General features: G+C 58.4%; 23 protein-coding genes. 7 read left to right on the forward strand and 16 right to left on the reverse strand.

The annotated features are described in order from the left end of the window. The first annotated feature begins 117 nt into the window (after positions 1-117). On the forward strand, positions 118-1,209 hold the full coding sequence (gene purM / locus ACW4DH_RS01080; protein ID WP_459634500.1) for a phosphoribosylformylglycinamidine cyclo-ligase: 1,092 nt from the start codon (positions 118-120) through the stop codon (positions 1,207-1,209). Then, complete coding sequence (gene purN, locus ACW4DH_RS01085) at positions 1,206-1,931, forward strand: phosphoribosylglycinamide formyltransferase (protein ID WP_459634501.1); 726 nt, start codon at positions 1,206-1,208, stop codon at positions 1,929-1,931. The genes purM and purN overlap by 4 nt, the downstream gene beginning before the upstream one ends. A gap of 144 nt (positions 1,932-2,075) precedes the next feature. On the opposite strand, the gene ACW4DH_RS01090 is transcribed toward purN, so the two are convergent. The 8 genes from ACW4DH_RS01090 to ACW4DH_RS01125 all read right to left on the reverse strand — a co-directional run bounded on the left by ACW4DH_RS01090 (position 2,076) and on the right by ACW4DH_RS01125 (position 11,530). Next, positions 2,076-3,995: an autotransporter domain-containing protein gene (locus ACW4DH_RS01090; RefSeq protein ID WP_459634502.1), complete on the reverse strand. Its 1,920-nt coding sequence runs from the start codon at positions 3,993-3,995 to the stop codon at positions 2,076-2,078. A gap of 226 nt (positions 3,996-4,221) precedes the next feature. Then, positions 4,222-4,788, reverse strand: coding sequence for a dCTP deaminase (gene dcd, locus ACW4DH_RS01095; protein WP_459634503.1), 567 nt, complete (start codon positions 4,786-4,788; stop codon positions 4,222-4,224). Positions 4,789-4,911: 123 nt separating this feature from the next. Beyond that, the gene (apbC, locus tag ACW4DH_RS01100; RefSeq protein ID WP_459634919.1) at positions 4,912-5,715 is read right to left on the reverse strand and encodes an iron-sulfur cluster carrier protein ApbC; all 804 of its coding nucleotides are present in this window, start codon (positions 5,713-5,715) and stop codon (positions 4,912-4,914) included. 233 nt (positions 5,716-5,948) lie between these two features. Further along, the gene (locus ACW4DH_RS01105) at positions 5,949-7,667 is read right to left on the reverse strand and encodes a catalase (protein ID WP_459634504.1); all 1,719 of its coding nucleotides are present in this window, start codon (positions 7,665-7,667) and stop codon (positions 5,949-5,951) included. A gap of 218 nt (positions 7,668-7,885) precedes the next feature. Beyond that, on the reverse strand, positions 7,886-8,299 hold the full coding sequence (arfB, locus tag ACW4DH_RS01110; RefSeq protein WP_459634505.1) for an alternative ribosome rescue aminoacyl-tRNA hydrolase ArfB: 414 nt from the start codon (positions 8,297-8,299) through the stop codon (positions 7,886-7,888). A gap of 147 nt (positions 8,300-8,446) precedes the next feature. Next, positions 8,447-8,941 (reverse strand): Mut7-C RNAse domain-containing protein, encoded by a 495-nt coding sequence (locus ACW4DH_RS01115; protein ID WP_459634506.1) that lies wholly within the window; start codon positions 8,939-8,941, stop codon positions 8,447-8,449. Positions 8,942-9,016: 75 nt separating this feature from the next. Beyond that, entirely contained in the window at positions 9,017-9,487 is a 471-nt protein-coding gene (locus tag ACW4DH_RS01120; protein ID WP_459634507.1) for a tellurite resistance TerB family protein, read from the reverse strand. 342 nt (positions 9,488-9,829) lie between these two features. Further along, positions 9,830-11,530, reverse strand: a complete 1,701-nt coding sequence (locus ACW4DH_RS01125) for a methyl-accepting chemotaxis protein (protein WP_459634508.1) — start codon at positions 11,528-11,530, stop codon at positions 9,830-9,832. A gap of 533 nt (positions 11,531-12,063) precedes the next feature. On the opposite strand from ACW4DH_RS01125, the gene ACW4DH_RS01130 reads away from it, so the two are divergent. Next, positions 12,064-12,981 (forward strand): YihY/virulence factor BrkB family protein, encoded by a 918-nt coding sequence (locus tag ACW4DH_RS01130; protein WP_459634509.1) that lies wholly within the window; start codon positions 12,064-12,066, stop codon positions 12,979-12,981. Positions 12,982-12,995: 14 nt separating this feature from the next. On the opposite strand, the gene ACW4DH_RS01135 is transcribed toward ACW4DH_RS01130, so the two are convergent. Further along, entirely contained in the window at positions 12,996-13,397 is a 402-nt protein-coding gene (locus ACW4DH_RS01135; protein WP_459634510.1) for a PaaI family thioesterase, read from the reverse strand. Positions 13,398-13,469: 72 nt separating this feature from the next. Beyond that, the gene (locus tag ACW4DH_RS01140; protein WP_459634511.1) at positions 13,470-14,090 is read right to left on the reverse strand and encodes an exopolysaccharide biosynthesis protein; all 621 of its coding nucleotides are present in this window, start codon (positions 14,088-14,090) and stop codon (positions 13,470-13,472) included. Positions 14,091-14,287: 197 nt separating this feature from the next. Between ACW4DH_RS01140 and ACW4DH_RS01145 the strand changes: the two genes are divergently transcribed. Continuing rightward, positions 14,288-14,866 (forward strand): hypothetical protein, encoded by a 579-nt coding sequence (locus ACW4DH_RS01145; RefSeq protein ID WP_459634512.1) that lies wholly within the window; start codon positions 14,288-14,290, stop codon positions 14,864-14,866. Between the two features lie 96 nt (positions 14,867-14,962). Here ACW4DH_RS01145 and ACW4DH_RS01150 read toward each other — a convergent pair whose 3' ends face one another. Then, positions 14,963-15,241 carry a peptidylprolyl isomerase gene (locus ACW4DH_RS01150; RefSeq protein ID WP_459634513.1) on the reverse strand — a complete coding sequence of 93 codons (279 nt, stop codon included), beginning with the start codon at positions 15,239-15,241 and terminating at the stop codon, positions 14,963-14,965. Positions 15,242-15,438: 197 nt separating this feature from the next. Here ACW4DH_RS01150 and ACW4DH_RS01155 point away from each other — a divergent pair, with 197 nt between their 5' ends. Continuing rightward, positions 15,439-16,059, forward strand: a complete 621-nt coding sequence (locus ACW4DH_RS01155) for a rhomboid family intramembrane serine protease (RefSeq protein ID WP_459634514.1) — start codon at positions 15,439-15,441, stop codon at positions 16,057-16,059. Between the two features lie 52 nt (positions 16,060-16,111). Here ACW4DH_RS01155 and ACW4DH_RS01160 read toward each other — a convergent pair whose 3' ends face one another. Both ACW4DH_RS01160 and ACW4DH_RS01165 read right to left on the reverse strand, forming a co-directional pair. Beyond that, positions 16,112-16,672, reverse strand: coding sequence for a GNAT family N-acetyltransferase (locus tag ACW4DH_RS01160; protein WP_459634515.1), 561 nt, complete (start codon positions 16,670-16,672; stop codon positions 16,112-16,114). Between the two features lie 113 nt (positions 16,673-16,785). Continuing rightward, the gene (locus ACW4DH_RS01165; RefSeq protein ID WP_459634516.1) at positions 16,786-17,676 is read right to left on the reverse strand and encodes a LysR family transcriptional regulator; all 891 of its coding nucleotides are present in this window, start codon (positions 17,674-17,676) and stop codon (positions 16,786-16,788) included. A 105-nt stretch (positions 17,677-17,781) separates the two neighbouring features. On the opposite strand from ACW4DH_RS01165, the gene ACW4DH_RS01170 reads away from it, so the two are divergent. Continuing rightward, positions 17,782-18,972, forward strand: coding sequence for a YbfB/YjiJ family MFS transporter (locus ACW4DH_RS01170; RefSeq protein WP_459634517.1), 1,191 nt, complete (start codon positions 17,782-17,784; stop codon positions 18,970-18,972). Between the two features lie 185 nt (positions 18,973-19,157). Here the strand turns inward: ACW4DH_RS01170 and ACW4DH_RS01175 are convergent, their stop codons facing one another. Further along, positions 19,158-19,619, reverse strand: a complete 462-nt coding sequence (locus tag ACW4DH_RS01175) for an Lrp/AsnC family transcriptional regulator (protein ID WP_459634518.1) — start codon at positions 19,617-19,619, stop codon at positions 19,158-19,160. A 133-nt stretch (positions 19,620-19,752) separates the two neighbouring features. On the opposite strand from ACW4DH_RS01175, the gene ACW4DH_RS01180 reads away from it, so the two are divergent. Then, positions 19,753-20,691 carry a nucleoside recognition domain-containing protein gene (locus ACW4DH_RS01180; protein ID WP_459634519.1) on the forward strand — a complete coding sequence of 313 codons (939 nt, stop codon included), beginning with the start codon at positions 19,753-19,755 and terminating at the stop codon, positions 20,689-20,691. 169 nt (positions 20,692-20,860) lie between these two features. Here the strand turns inward: ACW4DH_RS01180 and ACW4DH_RS01185 are convergent, their stop codons facing one another. Together ACW4DH_RS01185 and ACW4DH_RS01190 are read right to left on the reverse strand one after the other, a co-directional pair. After that, positions 20,861-21,613, reverse strand: a complete 753-nt coding sequence (locus ACW4DH_RS01185; protein ID WP_459634520.1) for an alpha/beta fold hydrolase — start codon at positions 21,611-21,613, stop codon at positions 20,861-20,863. A 65-nt stretch (positions 21,614-21,678) separates the two neighbouring features. Then, complete coding sequence (locus ACW4DH_RS01190) at positions 21,679-22,350, reverse strand: hypothetical protein (RefSeq protein WP_459634521.1); 672 nt, start codon at positions 22,348-22,350, stop codon at positions 21,679-21,681. Positions 22,351-22,353 lie beyond the last annotated feature (3 nt).

Here is a 22,353-nt window from a genome sequence, read left to right on the forward strand (position 1 = left end):
CGCCATGGTGCACCGGTCGGTCGATGCATCCCGCTTCAGGCCGATGCACCGCCCTGGGGGCAGTGATACAATATGCCCCCTCACTCTCGTCAGGCTCACTTTTTCACAGGCATGCCCATGACCCGCAGCTCGTCTGATACTCCACAGTCCTCCCCGGCCACGTCAGTCTCGCTCAGCTACAAGGATGCCGGCGTGGATATCGACGCTGGCAATGCCCTCGTCGAACGCATCAAGGGCGTTGCCAAACGCACCAGTCGTCCCGAGGTGATGGGCGGACTGGGCGGATTCGGCGCACTCTGCCAGTTGCCCAGTGGCTATCGCGAGCCAGTACTCGTGTCGGGCACCGACGGCGTCGGCACCAAGCTGCGCCTGGCCATGGATCTCAACCGCCACGACAGCATCGGTATCGATCTAGTCGCCATGTGCGTCAACGATCTGGTCGTCGCCGGCGCCGAGCCGCTGTTCTTTCTCGACTACTATGCCACGGGCAAGCTCGATGTTGATATCGCTGCGGATGTCGTGACCGGCATCGGTGAGGGCTGCGCCCAGGCCGGCTGCGCCCTGGTAGGCGGCGAAACCGCGGAAATGCCGGGCATGTACGCAGGCAGCGACTATGATCTGGCCGGTTTCTGTGTCGGCGTGGTGGAAAAATCCGAGATCCTCGACGGCAGCAAGGTGGCCGAAGGTGATGTCCTGCTGGGCCTGGCCTCTTCAGGGCCACACTCCAATGGCTATTCGCTGATTCGCAAGATACTTGAGGTCAGCCAAGCCAGCCTGGATCAAGAACTCGATGGCCAGCCACTGCGCGATGCACTGCTCGCGCCGACGCGCATCTACGTCAAACCGCTGCTATCGTTGATCAAGGACAGTGATGTCGAGGTGCATGCTCTGTCACACATCACCGGTGGCGGCCTGCTCGAGAACGTTCCGCGCGTCTTGCCCGAGCATCTCATGGCCAGTATCGACGTCGATGCCTGGCAGCGTCCCGCCATCTTCGACTGGCTGAAGCAGCAAGGCAATGTCGCCGAGCGCGAGATGTACAGGGTGCTAAACTGCGGCATCGGCATGGTACTGGCGGTCGCACAACAACAGGCCGATCAGGCCATTGATCATCTGCAGGCAGCGGGCGAGACCGTGTACCGGCTGGGCACGATCACCGCTCGTGATGGCGAAGAAGAGCAGGTTCGGCTGGAGAATCTACCGACATGAGCAACACGACCGACACCATCACCGATTTCCAGTCCGAGAGTGTCGATACCCGCCGGATCGTGGTGCTGATTTCGGGCAATGGCAGCAACTTGCAGGCGTTGCTCGATGCCCAGGAACATGACGAACTGGGGGGCGAAATCGTCGCCGTCGTTTCCAACAAGGCCGACGCCTACGGACTGGTACGTGCCAAGGAAGCCGGCGTGCCGGCAGTGGTACTGCCCCATCGCGAATACGACAGCCGCGACGCCTTTGACGGCGCCCTGATCAAGGTCATCGAGCGCCACGACCCCGATCTGATCGTCCTGGCCGGTTTCATGCGAATCCTGACGCCGGTTTTCGTCAAGCGATTCTACGGGCGTATGCTCAACATCCATCCCTCGTTGTTACCTTCCTATCAGGGCCTGGACACGCATAACCGGGCCTTGGCCGACAAGGTGGAGGAGCATGGCGTCAGCGTACATTTCGTCACCGACGAGCTGGACGGTGGGCCCGTGGTCATACAAGCCGCCGTGCGTGTCTCGCCGGGCGACACGGTCGAGACGTTGACCGAGAAGATTCACGCCCGTGAGCATCTCATCTACCCCATCGCCGTACGTTGGTTCATGACCGGACGCTTGCAGCTCGGGGAAGAGGGCGCCGTGCTCGACAGCACACTGCTGCCCCCTCAGGGATTGCGCTTATCGCATGAAGATGCCGCCGAGGAGCTCGACGAGAACGAGTGAGCCGCCCCTCTCGGTTTCCAAGCGCTGCAGGATAGACCTGCAGCGCTTTTTTAATGGCGACAACGCGCCCTCCTACGCCGCTGGAGCCACTGCTGCCTGCCAGCGCACGGCAGGCAGATCTCGGGCTGGCAGCGCCTGGTGAGATTAGAAGGTCAGGCTCGCTCCCAGACGGAAGTGAGCGGTCATGTCGTCCCAACCCTCGGCTCCCACGCCGGCCTCTAGCATGGCCGAACGCCCCAGTGCCATACGCCAGCCGGTATCGACACGCAGGTAATGATCATCCTCCCGGGACTGGCGCTCCCCGGACCAGTGATTGGTGGGCAATGAGGTCAGCATGACACTGGCGCCATCCCGGGAATCCTCAAGGTATTCGCCCCAGGCGAACTCGCCGAACACCCCATAGCCATTCTGCAGGGCCCGATCCATCATCAGCCCCAGCTCGAGGCGCCGATCTTTATGCTGCTGCTTGGATACCGTCAAGGCATTGGCGGAAGAGCCGGATTCCTGGTAAGCGCCGATATCCGCTTGTGCATGGCGATAGCCGACGAAAGGCGCCGTGTACCAGGGCGAATCAGCCGAGGTCAGGCGATAATCGAGACGAGCCTCGGCCGCCCAGCCATCGGCATCGGTTGCTCCGCTTAGCACACGCTCCGCCGTCCCCAGCGTGACATGCCGATGCAGATCGAGATCGAAATCACCGTAGCTGGCGACCAGTTGCAATCCCACGCGCCCAATATGCTGGCGGGCAAACAGGCTGAAAGCCTGCCCATCGAGTTCAATGTCCCCCGGCTCGTCGATTTCGGCATAGCGCTGGCCGACGGCGATACCGGCCCAGCCGAGCCCCAAAGGCAGCACGGCGCCGACACTGCCACCGCGCTGGGTCATGTCCGAGGCTCCTTGCCCATAGAACTCGTCGGTATCGGTGTGACGATAGTCGCCATGCACGAAGATTCGCAGGGCGTCGCGCTGTACCCCGGGACGCAGCTCATCGCTCACCACCTGCTGCTGGGCATTCAGCGCCCCGGTGGCCAACTCCCCCGCCAAAGACACTATCCGCGGCGCTTCGATCAAGGCCTGTGCGTAGTCGGCGAATATCTGCTGAGCCGCCGTGGTGGGATGCACCGTATCGTTATAGAACAGCTTGGCGGGATCAGGGCTGCCCGATGCCAAGCCATAGGCGCTGGTATCGCAAAGCGCATCGCTGAAGCAGACATCGGTCAACGCCACATCGGTGGCAAACCCGAAATCGGCGGGCGCCGTCAGTACTTCGGATACCAGCCCGCCGACATCCAGCCGGATAATATCGACATCACCATCGTAACGCGCCAGTCGGGTGCCCAGCGCCTGGTTGAAAACATCATCCAGCGCGGAGAAGCCCGCACGCTGACCGCTGAGCAACCCGGCGGGCGTCAGCCCCACATCGGGCAGGTTGGAAACGACCAATGTCCTGGCACCCGCCGCGACCAAGGCATCCACAGCACTCGCCAGCGTATAAGCCGAATTCACCGCCGAGGCGGGCCCCGTCACCAGCCCCTGCAGGAAATCGTTGCCGCCACCGTTGAGGTAATACAACGCCTCAGGATCTGCCGAGTCGTTGGCAACCAAATAACCGTCACGCGTGCGCGATACGCCAGCGGCCGAGACCACCGAGCCCTGAGGCTGGGTGATCGAGGCCAGTATTTGCGCCGTGGTATAGCCGCCCGTGGCATAGTTGGTGCCGTCGGGTAGACCGATCTGATCACGGATGATCGACGTCGACGGCAATAACGGCCCCAGTCCTAGCGCTTGGGCGAGACGCTGGGTCATCACCTCTCCGTAGGGCGACGGCGCTTGATAACGGGGTCCGAGCCGGTTGGTAAAGCGCAGGCCAGCGACCTCGCCCAGAAGCAAACTCTGCGGATCGGGGAATTGGCCGGAGTCGCTGAGGCTGTCGCCAAACACCACCAACTGGGAATAGGCGGATGCGGGAGCCGAAGCGACAAACACCCCCAGCGCCACCAGCCGGGAGAGGCAACGGACAGGCTGGCCGAACCAGTGCTGGACAGTGCGAACGGAGTGCTTCATGGCGGTATCGTCCTTGTTATTATCGAGTACGGGACGGCATGCCGGTATCGTTGACGGCCATCCCCGTTATGGCCTATCAAACGTTTATTTGAACGCCAAGGTAATACGACTTCAGTCGGGTATGGCTGATAGCAACAGAAACACCTCCGGCCCGTTTACAGGCCGAAGAGAGAAAGCATTCAATCCAACCGCAGGAATATCGATACCGGAATAACGAGACTGATGGTCAGGCCCTGGGAAGCGTCACCCCACGCTGGCCCATATACTTGCCGCCGCGATCCTTGTAGGACACGTCACAGATTTCGTCGGACTCGAGAAACAGCATCTGCGCGACTCCTTCGTTGGCGTAGATCCTCGCCGGCAGGTTGGTGGTGTTGGAAAACTCCAGGGTCACGTGCCCCTCCCACTCCGGCTCCAGCGGTGTGACATTCACGATAATGCCGCAGCGCGCATAGGTGGACTTGCCCAGGCAGATCGTCAGAACGCTGCGCGGAATGCGAAAATACTCCACCGTGCGCGCCAGCGCGAAAGAGTTGGGAGGAATAACGCAGGCATCGCCTTTGACATCGACGAAACTCTTTTCATCGAATGCCTTGGGGTCGACGATGGCCGAGTGGATATTGGTAAATACCTTGAACTCATCGGCGCAGCGTACATCGTAACCATAGCTGGACGTCCCGTAGGAGATGACTCGCTGACCGTTCACATGACGGACCTGATCGGCCTCGAAGGGTTCGATCATGCCCTCGCTTTCCGCCATGCGGCGAATCCACTTGTCGGATTTGATACTCATTGGGCGTCCTTGAATCTGCGTGGAATTGCGGATATGCCAAAGAAATAAGAAAGGGCCGTTATGATAACGGCCCGATGCAGGTTACAAAAGCGTCTTCCCTCGGTGCGAGGCGAATGGCGCCTGTCAGTCGCTGAACGAAATGGTGGGTCCGTCCTGCTCCTGCTGACTCTCGACCCCTTCGACCACCGCACGCGCCACGCCACGAAAAATTGCCGCCACCTCCCCTTCCGGTTCGGCAACCACGCTCGGTCTGCCACCGTCGGCCTGCTCGCGAATCGACAGTTGCAGCGGCAACTGGCCCAGCAGTTGGGTCTGGTACTGCTCGGCGATGCGCTCGCCACCACCGCTGCCGAAGAGAGGTTCGGTGTGGCCGCAGTTAGTGCAGATGTGCAGGCTCATGTTCTCGACTACGCCCAGCACCGGCACGTTGACCTTGCGGAACATCTCGACGCCACGCTTGGCATCCAGCGTGGCAATGTCCTGGGGCGTCGTCACGATGACGGCTCCCGATACCGGCACCTTCTGGGCCAGCGTCAACTGGATGTCTCCGGTGCCCGGCGGCATATCGATGAACAGATAGTCGACATCCTCCCATGTCGTCTGGGTCAGCAACTGCTGGAAGGCGCTGGAGACCATCGGCCCACGCCATACCATGGCTTCATTGATATCGACCATGAACGCCATGGACATGGCCTGGATACCATGTGCCCTGATCGGCTTGAATCGATTTTCGCCCGCTTTTTCGGGACGCACACCCGGCATGATGCCCAGCATCTGCGCTTGACTGGGGCCATAAATATCGGCGTCCAGCAAGCCGACACGATAACCTTCCGCCGCCATGGCCAACGCCAGGTTGGCGGTCACGGTGGATTTGCCCACGCCCCCTTTCCCGGACGCCACAGCCACAATGTGCTTCACTCCTTCGATCACTGCAGGACTCCTTCAAGCTCACTTCGTAAACGTTCAGCTTATCATTCTTTCTTGGGTTGTCATGCTTGACCGAGTATTTTAGTCAACTTTGTTGAAACGTACATCGAGCGCCATAAAAAGCCCGGATGTCATGACATCCGGGCCAGGGGCCTTTTCGTCTTGTTGCAGCGTTGCCCGTCGACTTTTCAGACAACCTGAACCGACTACGCTGTCATCTCATCGGCACGGTATCACTTCATCGATTCCATGTTCTTCTCGGCAGTCATGCCCGCCTTGTCGTCCAACGTACCGTTGAGCACGTCTTCGGCCTTCGCCTGGCGATTTACCACCGAACTGGTCCACTGCCCCCATACGCTCGGATCGATCTGGTCGCCATTGTTGCCGAGCTTCTGCAGACGCTGCTTGTCCTCGTCGGTCAGCACCTGCTTGGGCAGCGGCTCGAGATGGCGCACATCATCGGCACTCATGCCGATCATCTGGCCGACACGCTTGCCGTAGTCGTCGTGAACCAGGAACAGATGCCACATCATGCGCTCCTGTACGTCACGCTCACACTGCTGCAGCATCCCACCCAGCACGTTGACAAGCTCATCACGCTCCCAGTCCATCATGGTGTTGTAGCGGGCGCGAGCCTGGATGTAATCGTTACGGCGCTCGATCACGCTGCGCGTCAGCCGGCCTTTGAGCTCAGGCGGATTGTTGGGCCGGTCCATCTCCGCTTCGTGCAGCCCGTTGTGGATCGACGGTTCGAAGTTGATGTGCGGATTCTGACCCGGCGCGCGATCGACATAATATTCCATCTGGCCGCCACGCTGATTGGTCGCCACATTGGCGTTCTTGGCCTGGTTGACCGGCAGCTGCAGGTAGTTGGGACCGACGCGATAGCGTTGAGTGTCGGAATAGGAGAAAGTCCGGCCGATCAGCATCTTGTCGTCGGAGAAGTCGAGGCCATCGACGAGCACGCCGGTACCCATGGCGATCTGCTCGTTCTCGTTGAAATGGTCCTGGACGTTGCGGTTGAGGGTCATGACGCCGATCTTGCGCAGCGGAAAGTCGTTTTCCGGCCAGATCTTGGTGTCGTCGAGCGGGTCCCATTCCAGTTCCGGGTGATCATGGTCTTCCATGATCTGGACATAAACGTCCCACTGAGGATAGTTGCCCTGCTCGATGGCCTCGTAGAGATCCTTGGAGGCGGAGCCGAGATCCTGTCCCTGTACCTTGGCCGCTTCTTCCTCCGTCAGGCTGGCAACGCCACAGCGCGGATGGAAGTGATACTTGACCAGTACCGTATCGCCCTGCTCGTTGACCATCTTGTAGGTGTTGACGCCAAAGCCTTCCATATGCCGGTAGGACGCCGGAATACCGCGCGGGCTGAACAGGTGCGTCAGCATGTGCATCGATTCCGGCGTCTGGCTCATGAAATCCAGTATGCGGTTCGGTTCCTGACGGAAGGTGACCGGATCGGGCTTCAGCGAGTGAATGACGTCCGGAAACTTGATGGCGTCGCGGATGAAGAAGATCGCCAGGTTGTTGCCAACCAGGTCCCAGTTGCCTTCCTCGGTATAGAACTTGACTGCGAAGCCGCGCGGATCGCGAGCCGCTTCGGAGGAGTCGCGGCCACCGATGACGGTCGAAAAACGAATCGCCAGATCGGTTTTCTTGCCCGCCTCTTGAAACAGCTTGGCGCGTGTGTACTTGGAGGCCGGCTCGTCGCCGATCTGGCCGGTCGCCTCGAACTCGCCGTACGCGACGAAGCCGCGCGCATGAACGACACGCTCAGGAATACGCTCACGGTCGAAGTGACTGATTTTCTCGAGGAATTGATAGTTTTCCAACGTCGCAGGGCCACGGCTGCCGACCGTGCGCTGAGACTGGTTATTACTGACAGGATGACCTTGACGGTTCGTCAGGACCCGATCAGACGAGCGCTGCTTATCGTCCGATTGCATAGTGAACTCCTCTTTATATTGGCTTCGCGTCTTCCATACACGGTTCAAGACGTATACTGGCAGCTTCAGAGTAGCAGGAGCTCACAATAATTATTGATGGGGACTTTTGATGGCGCTCATTAGTTTAGGCAATCAGTTACGCCACGCATCGCCAGCCTCACCGTGCAGGCCGGCATGGGACGGGACTTACCGCAGAAAACAGGCTTTGTCCGTCTTCATCAATAGTTGACCTTGCCGCGCAAGGCCTTGTGCTGCCCTTTCTTGGTTTTGCTATCAACCCGCCGCTTCTTCGAACCCTTGGTGGGCTTGGTCGCGATACGTTTCTTGGGGGCATACATCACGCTCTTGACCAACGCCTTTAGACGACTCAGTGCTTCGGCTCGGTTTTTTTCCTGAGTACGGTGCTGCTGGGCCTTGATGATGACGACCCCGTCCTTGGTGATGCGCTGATCGTTCAGGTTCAACAGCTTTTCCTTGAAGCCCTCGGGCAAGGAGGAGGCGCGAATATCGAAACGCAGGTGCACTGCGGAGGAAACCTTGTTGACGTTCTGGCCCCCGGCTCCCTGGGCACGTACGGCTTGGATATCGATTTCATTGTCGGCAATAGCGACTTGCTGGGATAATTGCAGCATGTATTTCCCTAGTGAGCACGCCGGTTAACGTTTCTCGGCTTTTCGCTTAACCGACACGATATGCGTGTATCGATGTGTCGGAGTTGCTGTATGGATTAATTTTTAAGATAACGGTATAAAAAACCAGCATGATTCTACCATGCCTCATTAGAGGCTCCGGGAAAACCAGTCGGGCAAGGCTGCCGTTAAAGTATCCCGCATACGCCAAGTATGCGAGCCGGGCCAGTAGATTCGTTGGCATCCGGGACAGCGCCTCACTGGCCCGGGAAGTGCCAAGGCCGCCTCAGGCACGAACATGGCGATCTCACGGTCGTTCGCCTCGCGCAGGCAGGCATTGCAGACCAAACAGCGCGTGAATAGCTGGTCTGGCGGCGAAAGCCGACAGGACTCGATGACCTCACGCAGTTGCGCAAGCGGTGCATCATGAGTCACTAGTTGTGATTGCGCCGGACGCAAATACGTCACGAGATGGCGATCGCGTGTCAGCAGGACGCGTGATTCCTCGTCCGCAATCCGAACCAGGGCGTGATCGTTAAGGGAACAAGCGTAAAAGGTGTCAAAGCCCAGCACGCGTAGCCAGCGTGCCAAGCGGCCCAACATTTCGTCGGCCAGAAAGCGCGTTTGGCTATGAGGAGGCGTCATTACCGGGCTCCGCAGTTTAATTCGTATCGGGGTTCATTGACTTATCGTAGCCGTTACCCTCTCTCCCCTGTCGGGTCAATCGTTGGCATCGTCCGAGTTTTCGCTCTGCACCTGCAGCTTGCAGCGGATGAAATCGCTATGGCTGACAAAGAGCAGATCCGCCAGCTTGCGAATTCGATGCTCCTCGTAGGCATCCAGTTCCTGATCGGCATATGCCAACCGCCACATTAGCTCTACCAGCGCGACCTTGTCAGCGTAGTCGTAACGTTCGTTGATAAGATGCACGAACTGAAAGTGGTCTACCGCCTGGTCGGCTTCCTGCTCGGCCAGCGTCATCAATTCATCAACCTCATCCTGACCCAACGCGAATCGCGTCTGCAGCATGCTGCGCAGTGCCGCCAGCTCGCTAGGGTCGGTGTGATAGTCGGCGCGCACGATCTCGCAGAGTAATGCCGCTGTTGCCAGCTCCAGGGTCAGGGAACGATTTTCTGCCATTCCCGGTCCAGCCAGCCGGCGACTGAAGAACTGCTGTATGGCTTCAAGCATGATCCATCCTCATAATATTCACGGTTGTTTAGGACACGAGAATAGTGAAAGGTTCGCACTTGTCAGGAAAACGTAATGCTGCGAACACAATATGGGTTTCATACCGCCGGGGATATCCCGCGCACGGGCAATAAAAAACGCCACGGCACTACTTAAATTAAAGCGTTAGTAGGCCGTGGCGTTTGTGAATTGCTCAGCGAGGGGGGTTGTCTGAAAAGTCAGCGAATGATGGCCAGGCAAGGCAAAAACTGATGGGAAAATGGAGTTTACGTGAAGTAAACAAGCATCTCGACTCAGTTTTTAACCCTGCCTGGGCGAGCACGGGCACTTTTCAGGCAGGTTCTAGAATTCCGCCCACTCATCTTCAGTCTGCTCAGTGGTTGCCAAGCGGCGGGAGCCGGTCGAAGAGGCATTCGTCGACGCGGCGGATTGTGTCCTGGCAAGCCGAAGGTCAGCGGCCGGGGGGGCGTCGTGTGAGGCTTGCACTGCCGATAGACGGAAGATGGCGACGGCCTCTTCGAGGCGTTGCGCTTGCTCTTCGAGCGATGCTGCTGCCGTGGACGCTTCCTGTACCAGTGAGGCGTTCTGCTGAGTGACCTGATCCATTTGCGAAACGGCTTGGTGGACCTGCTCGATACCTTCGCTTTGCTCCTGCGAGGCAGCGGAGATTTCATCGATGATGTCCGTGACCCGCTTTACCGAAGCCACGACGTCACGCATGGTGGTCCCGGCATCCTCGACCAGCGTTGCGCCCTGCTTAATCTGGGTCGTGGAGGCACCGATCAACGTCTTGATCTCCTTGGCGGCTTCGGCGCTGCGACTTGCCAGGGTGCGCACCTCGCCCGCCACGACCGCAAATCCCCGTCCCTGCTCGCCAGCACGAGCCGCTTCGACCGAGGCGTTGAGTGCCAGGATGTTGGTCTGGAAGGCAATCGAGTCGATCATGCCGATGATATCGGCGATTTTCTTTGAGCTATCCGAGATGCCATGCATGGTAGTGATGACTTGGCCGACGACTTCACCACCACGTCCGGCGGTAGTCGAGGCCTCATTGGCCATGGCGCTGGCCTGACGGGCATTATCGGCGTTCTGCTTCACGGTGGCAGTCAGCTGCTCCATGCTGGCGGCGGTTTGTTCAAGCGAGGCGGCTTGCTGCTCGGTCCGTGAGGAGAGGTCCGCGTTGCCGCTAGCGATTTCACGAGTGCCGGCATGAATCGAACCGCTGCTGTTACGCACTGTAGCGACCGTTTTGGCCAGCCCGCCCTGCATCTGCTGCATGGCGGCGAACAGTTTACCCATTTCATTCCGGCCATGATCGGCGATATTCCGGGACAGGTCGCCCTGGGCCATATGTTCGAAGTGCTCGACGGCCTCGTTGAGCGGACGGATCATCACCCGAATCATCGCGACACGTACCAGGATCACGATTGCCGCCGCCGCGATGATGGCCATGAGCCCAACGACTTCAAAGATATCCATATCCCGCTCAAAGTTTGCCATCAGCGTACTACCGCGTGCATCGGCATAATCGATGAAGTCTTGCGTCACGCGCTTGAACTCCGCCTTGCTGGCCTCGACTTGAGGCTGAAGGTCATGGAATACGTCGATATCGTTGCGCGATAACGCCTGTCGCTGCAGGCCTATGCCTTGGGTGAGTTGCTGATAGGCAGTTTGAATAGCCTGCGCGAAAGGCTTGCCCTGCTCCGTCTTGGGTGCGGCGATATACTGGTCGTAACGCTCTTGGGCCCGCTGCATGGCGACATCCGACTCGGAGAGGTAGGCTTGGGCCTGCTGATGCTGCCCCCTCGCGTGATAATCCACGAAGCGCTCAAGATTCAATTGGGTGTCGGTAATGTGTGCCCGGGTCAGGTTGACGGCATTTAACTGATCAACGTTGACCTTATCGAGCATGACAAGCGATCGGCTTCCCAGGCTACTGGCGGCGTAGCCCAGCCCTCCCACCACAAGGATGATTATCGTAAACAGCACCAGCACCCCAGTCAGACTGGTGCTGATGGACAGATTGCGTAGTGCACGGTTCATAGCTTATCCCCACAATTCATGACGGCTTGCCACGCCGATTCTTTTAAGGCTGTCGAGCCGGTTTGCCGCTCCAGCGCGGTGACTTCTCAAGAGCCAAGCACTGCGTAAAACCGACGAAACCGAAGGTACTGGTGCATGAGCACGGTCAGTTCGCGGGGCGGTTGTTGTTACCTACAATGTACCGTCGAGCATACCCAGTTTTCACGGATGGCCGCGCCACAGGCGCTGCCTCCGTCGTTAGGGTTATCGGCGCAAGGATGGGAGACTTAAATATTAAAAACAAACTCGTAAACGATTTTTAAACGAAATGAGTAACCAAAATCCCGTGGCTCCGGTTTTCAGGCAATTTATCTTTGTCATTCAGTGGATAAGGGACAGGCCATTGCGCTGTCGCCGGGCTTGTGGTGTTCCTGATAGGCTAGTTCGGGCGTTGCGGAGCATAATCGGACTATCGGAACAGATCATTCAAAGACACAGATAATTTTCAGGCAGGGCCACACCGTTGCGAACGGTGCCATTTGGACAGGAGTCGCATGAGCGAAGAGAGACAAGGCTGGCCACGGCTTAGCATCACGGCACCTCGCATTTTACGTTTCGCCCTGCGTGTGTTGGGGGCTTTTCTCAAGAATCGAGGCGTACTTCTGGCCGGGGGCGTCGGTTATAACGTGCTGCTCTCGGTCGTCCCTCTGCTGGCCATCATCTGCGTGATGCTCACCCATGTGGTAGATGAGCAACGATTATTGGCCATCCTTGCGATACAAGCGCAACATCTTGCCCCGGCCCATGCCGACCTGGTGTTGGACGCCGTGCATGCATTGGTCGATTCCCGAGATGTCATAAGCATCGTCGGGATCCTGGCGCTGCTATTCTTTAGCTCGTTTGCGTTTCGCATGCTGGAAGATTCCATTGCCATCATCTTCCATCAAGTCGATACGCCTTCACCACGCAGCTTTTGGATTTCCGCGCTTCTGCCTTACGCCTTCATGTTGGTGCTGGGCGCAGCCCTATTACTCCTCACCCTGCTGGTAGCCGTTGCCAATGCCTTCAACGAGACCCTGGTCGCCCTGTTCGGCGAGCAGTTGTCGCTGGCGGGGGTTTCCAAGGCAGTTCTCAATCTGATCAGTTTCATCGGTATGTTCGGGCTGTTCAGTGCCATCTACAAGGTACTGCCCGTGGCGCGCATCAACCTGACACGCGCTCTGGTCGGCGGTTTTGTCGCCGCCATGCTATGGGAGGGGGTGCGGCTGATACTGGTGTACTACTTCGCCAACATCTCTCTGGTCAATGCCGTCTATGGTTCACTGGCTACCATTATCGTATTGCTGCTCAGCCTGGAGATCGGTGCGATGATTTTACTGCTGGGCGCCCAGGTCATCGCCGAGCTGGAATACAGCGCCAGAATGGGACTGCCCTGGCACTGCAATCCCCGTCAGAAAGCGCGCCGTCGATGATCCGTCTATCGATATTATCCAAGCGCTTCGATAATACTCTTGGTCACCCTGGCGGTGGCGATGAGCTTGCCCGCCGAGGTCGCCGTGACATCGATAAAACACAGGCTTCTGCCCTGTTTGACGATACGGGACTCCACTACCACGCTTTCACCGTGCTTCGCGGCCCGCATCACCGAAACGTGAATATCATGCGTGACCGCTTCCTGCGCCGACGTGAGCTCACTCAGCAGCCCCGCGTAGGCACAGACATCGCATAGCGTATACACCACGCCACCATGTAAGACGCCGGCAGGGTTAATGGCGTTTTCATTGACGTCGAATACCAAGCGTCCCTGCCCTTGGTTGGACTCGAGCGTTTTGATACCCAGGTATCGATGCAAAGGATGCTCGAGTACAGCTTTGAGTCTTGAATGCATGAATGCTCCCGAGCAGTCAGATCGACAGGCCGCAATCCCAGGGAAGCTCGTAAAGCGGCCCCTGTCAGTGACTCAGACCAACATATAAATCACGAACCCGAATGTTAATAACGTAGACAGTATGGCGAGCAGCGCCATCAGACCATCGTGGGCAATCAGCGCGAGACCGAAGACCGTCAGCGCAACCCCCGCGCCATTGGCACTGAACGGGACCAACTCCATCAAGGGCATTCCCAAGGCAATGATTACACAAATACCGGCGGTCACGTAGGTTCCGGCATGCTGAGTGAAGAATGTCAGGCGTGGGCGTAGGAAACGATCGATGAAGCGTGCCGGTGGCAGCATCCACTCCAATGCCTTATCGAGCTTATCGTGGGCCACGGAGCGCTTGAGCATCCATTGAGGCAACCAGAAGTGACTGCGACGAAGCAGCAGCTGCACCGAGATCAACAACACCAATACGGCCATGAGGGTGGGCACCCCCGGTATGCCACTGATAATGGGCATCAGCGTGACCACACCCGCCAACAACAACAATGGCCCAAACGATCGCTGACCGATCGTGGCCACGATATCGCCCATGGTGACTTGGTTGCCTCCCTGACCGGCTTCACCAATCCGTTTCAGTAGCTTTTCCAGACTGTCGATCTGCTGCGCTTCGCCTTCGTTCTCCTGCTCCTGCGGCTTCTCCATAAGCCCAATGTCTCCCCCTTTGCTCTGCCAAGAGCTTTGTCTCAAAAACAGCCACAGTATAGCCAACCGTGGAATCCCGGTCCGTGCGTGAGTTAGAGCAAGAGATTGGCTTATATGAGACTTCATTTGCATTGACTCTTCTCGTCAAGAACGTAATCTCTTGCTTACGTAAAATAAAAGTAACGAAAGGTTGCGGAATGAAGCCTAAAAAATGGGATCTCTGGATTATTCTGGTCTGGGTACTGGCCAGCATTTCCGCATTGTGCGCAACGTTCATCATCCTACGCTATGGCACGCTTAAATTGCCCAGCGGCACAGGAGGAGCCTATGCGCGTAACGGCTACAACTATTTCATCATTATTGGTCTGGCTGGACTGGCGGTCACCATTGTCCTGCTAGCCATTATCAGCTCGATGATCAATGACGATTTCAAAAGTGCCATTAGCCTCTATCACAAGCTGAAGCGGGATAGTGAAAGCTCCCGCACCGCGGCAGATAGGTCAGCCGATACTCAAAAGGCCGACACCAAGTTAGCCCTTAGAGTGCTGCGCATGAGTTACAACAGTCCGTTGCGAGGGCATATTTCCGAAAAAGCCGTGATTTACAATATCAACCATCAGCATGTCACCACCGCCGCCGAAGCCAATCGCGCCTTGGTGAAAGGCCCCAACGAAATACTCTGGAAAAACTCCCAGGGCAAGTTGCAAACATCGACAATCGAAATCAACGACAATGATTTGAGAGCCCACTTCGAACAGCGCTATCGGCCTGACTAGCACCGCTCCTGCTTCGTGCCGAATGGCTTAGTGGCTTAGACAGAAAAAGCCGCGACACAGCTGGGCTGCGCGCGGCTCTGACTATGGGGGCGACCGTTATGAGCGGCTGGTCACTTCGAGCAGATGATAACCGAACTGCGTCTTCACAGGTCCCTGAACGGTATTCACATCGGCGCTGAACACCACCTTATCGAACTCGGGGACCATCTGGCCCGGACCAAACGTGCCCAGATCGCCGCCACTGCGACCTGACGGGCAGGTCGAGTGCTGCTTGGCCACTTCCGCAAAATCGCGCCCACCTTCAATCTCGGTCTTCAGGGCCTCACACTTCTCTTGGCTATCCACCAGGATATGTCGCGCTGTTGCCTGTGCCATCGTCGTTCTCCTTGAGTTCGTGGCCAAAATGGCCAGTCACGCATCCTGACGGCAGGACGGCAGACTGACAAGTCTTACCATGGGTCATGAGGGGCGCGAAAGGCCGCTTTTGGCTGATTCAGTCTACCTGACAAGACCCCGCGCCCCTGCTCTGGCAACATGTCAGTCACGGAAGCCCGACTCAGCGGAGATCTGACATGATGAACCTCACCCAGACACCTATCACCCTACTGCTGTTGATCGCCAACGTGGTCATCAGTCTGTACGCCCTGAAGCGCGGGTCCCGCCTGATCAGCCGCCTGGCTCTCAGTCCCGAACGGGTCCTGCGCCATGGCGAGATCTATCGCCTGGTCACCGCCGGATTCGTGCATGCCGATGGCGCCCATCTGCTGGTCAACATGATCACGCTCTACTTCTTCGGGCCCTGGATGGAAATCCTGCTGGGGCCGGTCGGTTTCCTGGTTCTCTATTTCGGCTCCGAACTGGCCGCCCACGGGCTGTCATTGATCATCCAGCGCGGCAACCCCCGCTACTCGGCGGTCGGCGCCTCGGGCGCCATCAGCGGCGTGCTGTTCGCGTTCTGTCTCTACCAACCCTTTCAGCTTCTCTACCTCTTCTTCATGATCCCCATTCCCGCCATCGTCTTTGCGATCGGCTTCGTGGCGATTTCCATGTATGCGATGAAAAATCGCGGCTCGACTCAGACCGGCGGTCTGGCGCACGAGGCTCACCTGGGAGGCGCCTTGGGCGGCGTGGTGATCGCTATCCTGCTCGACCCGGCGGCCCTGACAGTGTTCCTGCGACAAGTGGGGGGGTGAGTACCGAACCAGCATGGCATGGCATTGCATGACATATTCGTCTCGACGGCACTTATCGTGGCGCGCGCCGTTTATCCTGAAGTTCAGTGCACAGCAGGCCATAGATGGCGTGCGAAAAGAGGTTTTCCCCTACCCTCTCAACGTTGCGTAGCGTGCCTTCATGATGGAATCCGAGCCGCTCTGGGATAGCCCGGCTCCGGACATTTTGCGTGGCGCAGCGAATCTCCACGCGCTGAAGGCCCAGGTCCTGAAACCCCAGGCGAATCAGGTCGGCTACCGCCGACGTCATCAATCCCCGTCCGGTGAAAGCCGCGCCAAGCCAGTAGCCGATATGTCCGATGCCGCTGGCCTTATCGATCCGGTTAAAGCCAAGAACGCCGGCGATGCCGCCCTGGTAGAGCAACACTTCATGAAGCGCGGTGCCCTTCGCGAAGCTTTCCAGGTTCGACTCGATAAATCGCTTTGTGTCGCTGACGTCTTTCACGGCATCAAGCCAAGGGAGCCATACTTGCAAATATTCCCGGTTCTGGACGGTTAAGGCGAACAACTCCTGGGCATGCCGAGGCACGGTGAGGGCCACCTGGCTCTTTGCATCGATAGTGCGGAAAAACATAGCCACCCGCCTCCCGGTCGATTAAATTTTGGTTATATACGACATTGAAATTAACAGAACGGCCCGAGCTCGGGAATAAAGATGGACAATCCAGAGGAACTGCTAGCCCAGTATCAAATCCGGCAATTCTTAGCCGACGCAACGGCAAGTTGACCAAGGGCATCGACGAAGCAAGCCAGCGCAGGTGACCACGTCGCTTGAGGCAGTGTCACCAGATAAGTATCAACGTTCGCCAGTACCCTCGGTATCGCCACGCTATGCACGCCAAAGCGTTGTCGATGCGCCTCCACCGTGGCTTGGGGCAACAGGGCATACCCCATGTCTGCCGCAACGCAGCCCAGCATGGCATCTAGCGAGCCGAACTCGAAGATCCGCCCGGCCGAGACCCCACTGGATGCCAGTAGCAGCTCGATCCGCTGGCGATAACTGCATCCTTGGCGAAAGGCGAGAAACGGCACTGATCGCAGGCTCTCCGCTGAGGGTAAGGTATCCATGGGCTGCGCAGATACCAGAACCAACGTCTCGGAGAAAGTCTTCAGGGCATGCAGTCGCCCATGTTCGACAGGACCGGCGACGAATGCTCCCTCGAGCCGTCCCTCCAGCAGGCTCGCCACAAGTTCTGCGCTAGACCCGGTCTGGAGCTGGATATCGACTTCGGCATGCTGGGTATGGAACATCGACAGAATCGGAGGTAGCCGCAAAGCCATCGTGGTTTCCATGGCCCCGAGACGAAGACAGCCGCGAGGGGGCACATTTCCCTGAAACAGACCAAGCGCCTCATCGTGTGCTTCCAGGATCCGTTGGGCATACGGCACCAGGCTCTGGCCAGCAGAGGTCAGCCTGGCCCGGCCGTTACGGTCGATCAACTGGGCTTCCAGCTCTTCTTCCAGTTTCTTGATATGGGCCGTGACATTGGACTGCACCGTGTTGAGGCGCTCGGCAGCAGCGACGAAGCTTCCCGTTTCGACCACAGCCATGAACAGGCGCAAGGATTTGAGCTGCATGGCAACCTCCAGCCGATTATCACGAAACGGGATGATGAGTATCTCTACAAATCATTTCTAATGAAACCTCGCTCACTCTACGCTTCAAGCCAAGGAGGAGCGACCATGCTTGTCAGATACGATTATCCCGCCCTACTCACCGGGCTCATGGCCACCCTGGTCGGCATTGGCATGGCTCGTTTTGCCTACACGCCACTATTACCGGCCTTGGTCGCTCACGGCTGGTTCTCCGCCAGTCAGGCCGCCTATCTCGGGGCCGCAAACCTGCTTGGCTATCTCATCGGCGCGTTATCGGCTCACGCCTTGTCGGAGCGGTTCTCGACCCGATGGGTGATGGCGGGCGCCTTTGGCAGTACGGCGCTGAGCTTCCTGTTATGCGCCGGGCCTGGGGCTTTCGCATGGTTTTTCCTTTGGCGGCTTGTCTCAGGCATCGCCGGGGCCATTCTAATGGTCGTTGGTCCCTCGCTGGCCTTGTCTGCGACACCGGCAAGTCGTCGACCACTCATCGGCGCCCTAGCGTTTACCGGGATCGGCTTGGGAGCGCTGCTTTCCGCCACTGTCGTGCCGTCATTACTGCACTTCAGCCTGCCGGCTGCCTGGCTGGCTCTCGGCATGCTCACCGCTCTGGCCGGGCTAGCCGGCTACGGGGGCCTGAGCTGTCTGCCCCAAACCTCTGAACAGACCACGGCCGCAGGCGGCACACGCCGAGCCACGGGGTTTACCCTCGTCGTCATACTGGTAACCGCCGCCTATGCCCTGGATGCAGCAGGCTTCGTACCGCATACCGTGTTCTGGGTCGATTACCTTGGCCGGGAAGCCTCCTTGGGCACGCGAGCAGCTTCCCTGCAGTGGGCTATATTCGGCGTCGGCGCGGTCCTGGGGCCACTGTTGGCTGGCATGGCGGCACGTCATCTGGGATGGCATATCAGCCTGGCCCTGGCGTTTCTGGCCAAGGCGCTCGCAGTCGCCCTTCCGTTGATCTCGGTAGCCGTCATCAGCCGATCGGCATCCTCACTGGTCGTGGGGGCCATGGTCCCCGGCATCGTGGCCCTGACGTCGGGGCGCCTGGCCGAATTGGTCGGCCCCGCGAACCACAAGCGTCTATGGGGACGGGCGACCGCCGCTTTCGCCGCGGCACAAGCACTCTCCGGCTATGGCATGTCTGCCCTTTATGACACGCTGGGCACTTATGCGCCCCTGTTCGCCATTGGCAGTGCCCTGCTGGGCGGTGGTTTTGTTCTCGTTCTGCTGAGCCGGGCCGCCGAAGGGCGGAGTCGGACTCTCCCTTCCCTTTGATCTTGAATGTGAAAACGGTACCTGAACGTGGCCTCGCCTTATGCCGTGTGCTCCGCATCGTCGCCCACGAGAAGAGATAGAGCGGGATATTGGGAACGACACGCTTTCCAGACAGCAGATAGCGTTAATATCTGTCTACCATATCGGTGAGCGACGCCCTAGCAAGGCAATCGGGTTACGCTTGGCTAGCTGTCAGGAAGAACGGCGGTAGTGTCAAACTTGCAGCGTTTGCGGGATAGCAGCGTACGAAACTTGCGCACATTGTCATCGGCATACAGTACCGTATCGCAGAAACGGTCGTAGGCGTCCATATCAGGCACCGTCACGATCAGCACGAAATCACATTCGCCGGTAACCTGGTAGCACTGTTTGACCTCGGATGCCGCAAGAGCACGATCCAGAAAGCGTTTGTAAAGGCTCTTCCTGTCCCGCTCCATGGTGATCTCGACCACTATGTGAAGGCAGCGCCCCATGGCTTCGGGGCTCAACAGGACAACCTCGCGCTCGATAATGCCCGCTTCACGCAGCCGTCTGACACGCTTCAAGCAAGCGGATGGCGACAGGCCAACTTCGTCGGCAAGGGCCTGATTGGTCACACCAGCATCCCGTTGAAGTCGCTCGAGAATACGACGGTCTAGGTTATCCATGTCAATAATATTGCGTTAGTGAGGGCTCTTTCGATACAAGATAAGCGCTTGGATAGGACTTGGAAAGAATATTCTTCGCAGCCTCCATTATGATATGCGCTTGCGAATTATTCAGTCTGGAGCTTTCCCGCCAATGCCCCGCTACCTTACCGCTGTCTACGCTCTGGTGATCGATACCACGCGTGTGTACTTCACCCTGCTCAAGGTGCTTATTCCAGCGATGTTGGTGGTGAAGGGGCTAGAGATGATCGGCGCAATCGCCTGGTTAGGCGCTGCACTCTCACCTCTCATGAGTTGGCTCGGGTTACCTGATGCTCTGGGCATCGTATGGGCAACAACGCTAGTGACCAACATGTTCACCGGTCTTGTGGTGTTCTACGAAGTTGCAGGCGACCTTTCCCTCAACGTGGCCCAGGTCAGCGTGCTAGGCACGTTGATGCTCGTTGGCCATGCACTCCCCGTCGAGGGGGCCGTCGCCCGCCGTGCCGGCGTGCCCTGGTGGGCGACACTCGTATTACGTGTTGGCGGTGCATTGATCCTGGGCGCACTATTGCATTACACCTATGCCTCAATCGGCCTCCTCCAGGAGCCCGTCGAGTTAGTTTGGCGGCCCGACCCGGTGCCAGACACGTTAGAGGCCTGGTGCCTTGCTCAGATTCAGACACTCGCCATGATCTTTATATTCATTTTGGGTCTCATGGCGCTTTTGCGAATGCTGCGCCAGTTGGGGTTAGAGCGATGGATCCACCTCGGCTTATCGCCCTTACTGCGTCTGCTGGGCATTGGTAAATCAGCAGCTAATGTCACTGTCATCGGCTTTACCTTGGGGCTGAGCTATGGCGCAGGTTTACTGATTCGTGATGTTGAGACCGGAGTAATGACAAAACGAGACAGTATTCTCGCGCTATGCTTCCTCGGGCTCTGCCACAGCATCATCGAGGATACACTCCTGATTCTTCTAATCGGTGCAGACTTATCAGGGATATTTTGGGCGCGAATCGCATTTGCTTTTAGCGTGATTGCCTTACTTTCGCGGATTCGCTGGCCAGGTGGGCGCTTAGCCATTGAGTAGCGTTGAGTGAGACAGTCTTGATAAACGATGAGAACAGGTCGTGGCCAACCTCGGTGGCATTGCCTTTCGAACAGCCACCCGCAAGGGCCTGAAACCATCGTACGATTGATCTCGGATAAATATATAAATACAGCGCGACCCACATCAAGCTAATCTTCGGCAGGGCAAATTAGTGCTCTTGTTCCATCTTTGCGCGTGCTTCGTAAAGAAAAGGTCGGATCGAAGCGACCAGCCGTTCTGCGGCGCTGTAGTTCACGTTGTGCCCCCAGCCGGGAATCACGGTGATTCTATCCGTCCGCAGCAGTCGAGCCATCTTGTCGAGCCAGCGCTGCGATGCGATCAGGTCTCTCCCGCCGCGCACCAGCATGACCGGTTGCGTCAGGTCCGACAGCTTGGCCTCGACCGGGTCTTCCATCATCGCGCGAGCCTCAGGCAGCAACCGTGACCCCATGCGGGCATAATCCCGAATGAAATGGCGAATCAACGTCGGCCGCTCGAAGGAGCACGCCACCACGGCGCGCAGGAACTGGACCGGCAGCCCATGTACCGCGGGATCCCGCGTCGGCCCGATCAGGACCAGCCGCTCGATACGCGCAGGCTGACGAAGCGCGGCCTCCACCACAGTCTGACAGCCCAGCGAATGCCCCACCAGCATCGCCCGTTCGATCCCCATGGCCTCCAGCCAGCCAATCAGCGCCTTGGCAAGCCCCGCGATATCCAAGGGATGTGAAGGCGTACCGCTTCTGCCATGACCCGGCAGATCGGGAGCGTAGACATCGAACTCTCTTCCCAGACGCTCGAGGGTCGGCCCGAAATAGGCGCCCGACACTCCCAGGCCATGAACCAGGACAACGGGCAGTGCCCTGCGCTCCGCTGAGGTGATATAGCGCGCGTAGAGAGAACAGCCATCAACGCTGACCATGCACTCTCCCGAGCGACCCCGACCAGGCCGGCGAGCACCCCCGAGCGACTCATTCCGACGCTTCATCAGGCCCGAGGCGCTCCAGTTTCGGTCAGCGACCTGGACAACAGCCAGCGATAGATGCGCTCATCGGCGTAGGCCCGCCGGGCCGAGCCGACATGATCCTCTCCCTCATCCAGGTAGAGGCGTTCGCCTTCCTCCGATATGGAACCCACTGCCTGCAGGCCGAGCGAGTGGATGAATCCCGCCTTGCTCCTGCGTGCCGCCTGACCGAAGGAGAGCCAGACCGGGCATCGCGGGTCCTCACGAGGTACTCGCGTGGGGTCCACCGGCCATGACGCCGCCCATATTTCGGACTGCGCGACAGCCAAATCGAACACACCGTTGCCCCCGAAGCTGAAGCCGCTCAGGTACGTCTGACGGGGATTACCGCCATGTTGCTTCCGTACGCTTTGCACCAGGCTCTGCACCTCGGCAGCGTGGCGATGCCAATGATCGCCCGCGACAGGCAACTGCGGCGCTATCAGGATGAACGCCTCGCGTGCCAGCGACGCGCTCGCTGGCGATAGAGGACCATGCCGGGTTAGAGCGGCTTGGATATCCAACGGCGCGGCTTCGTCGTAGCCGTGAAGAAAGCACAGCACCGGCCATCCCGGTGCAGGTGCCAGCGCCGAAGGCACCGAAAAGAGTGTCCTCAAGGATTGCCCCTCGATGAGGCGCAGGCCCGAATCGTCCATATC

The sequence above is a fragment of the Halomonas sp. WWR20 genome, from assembly GCF_054602495.1.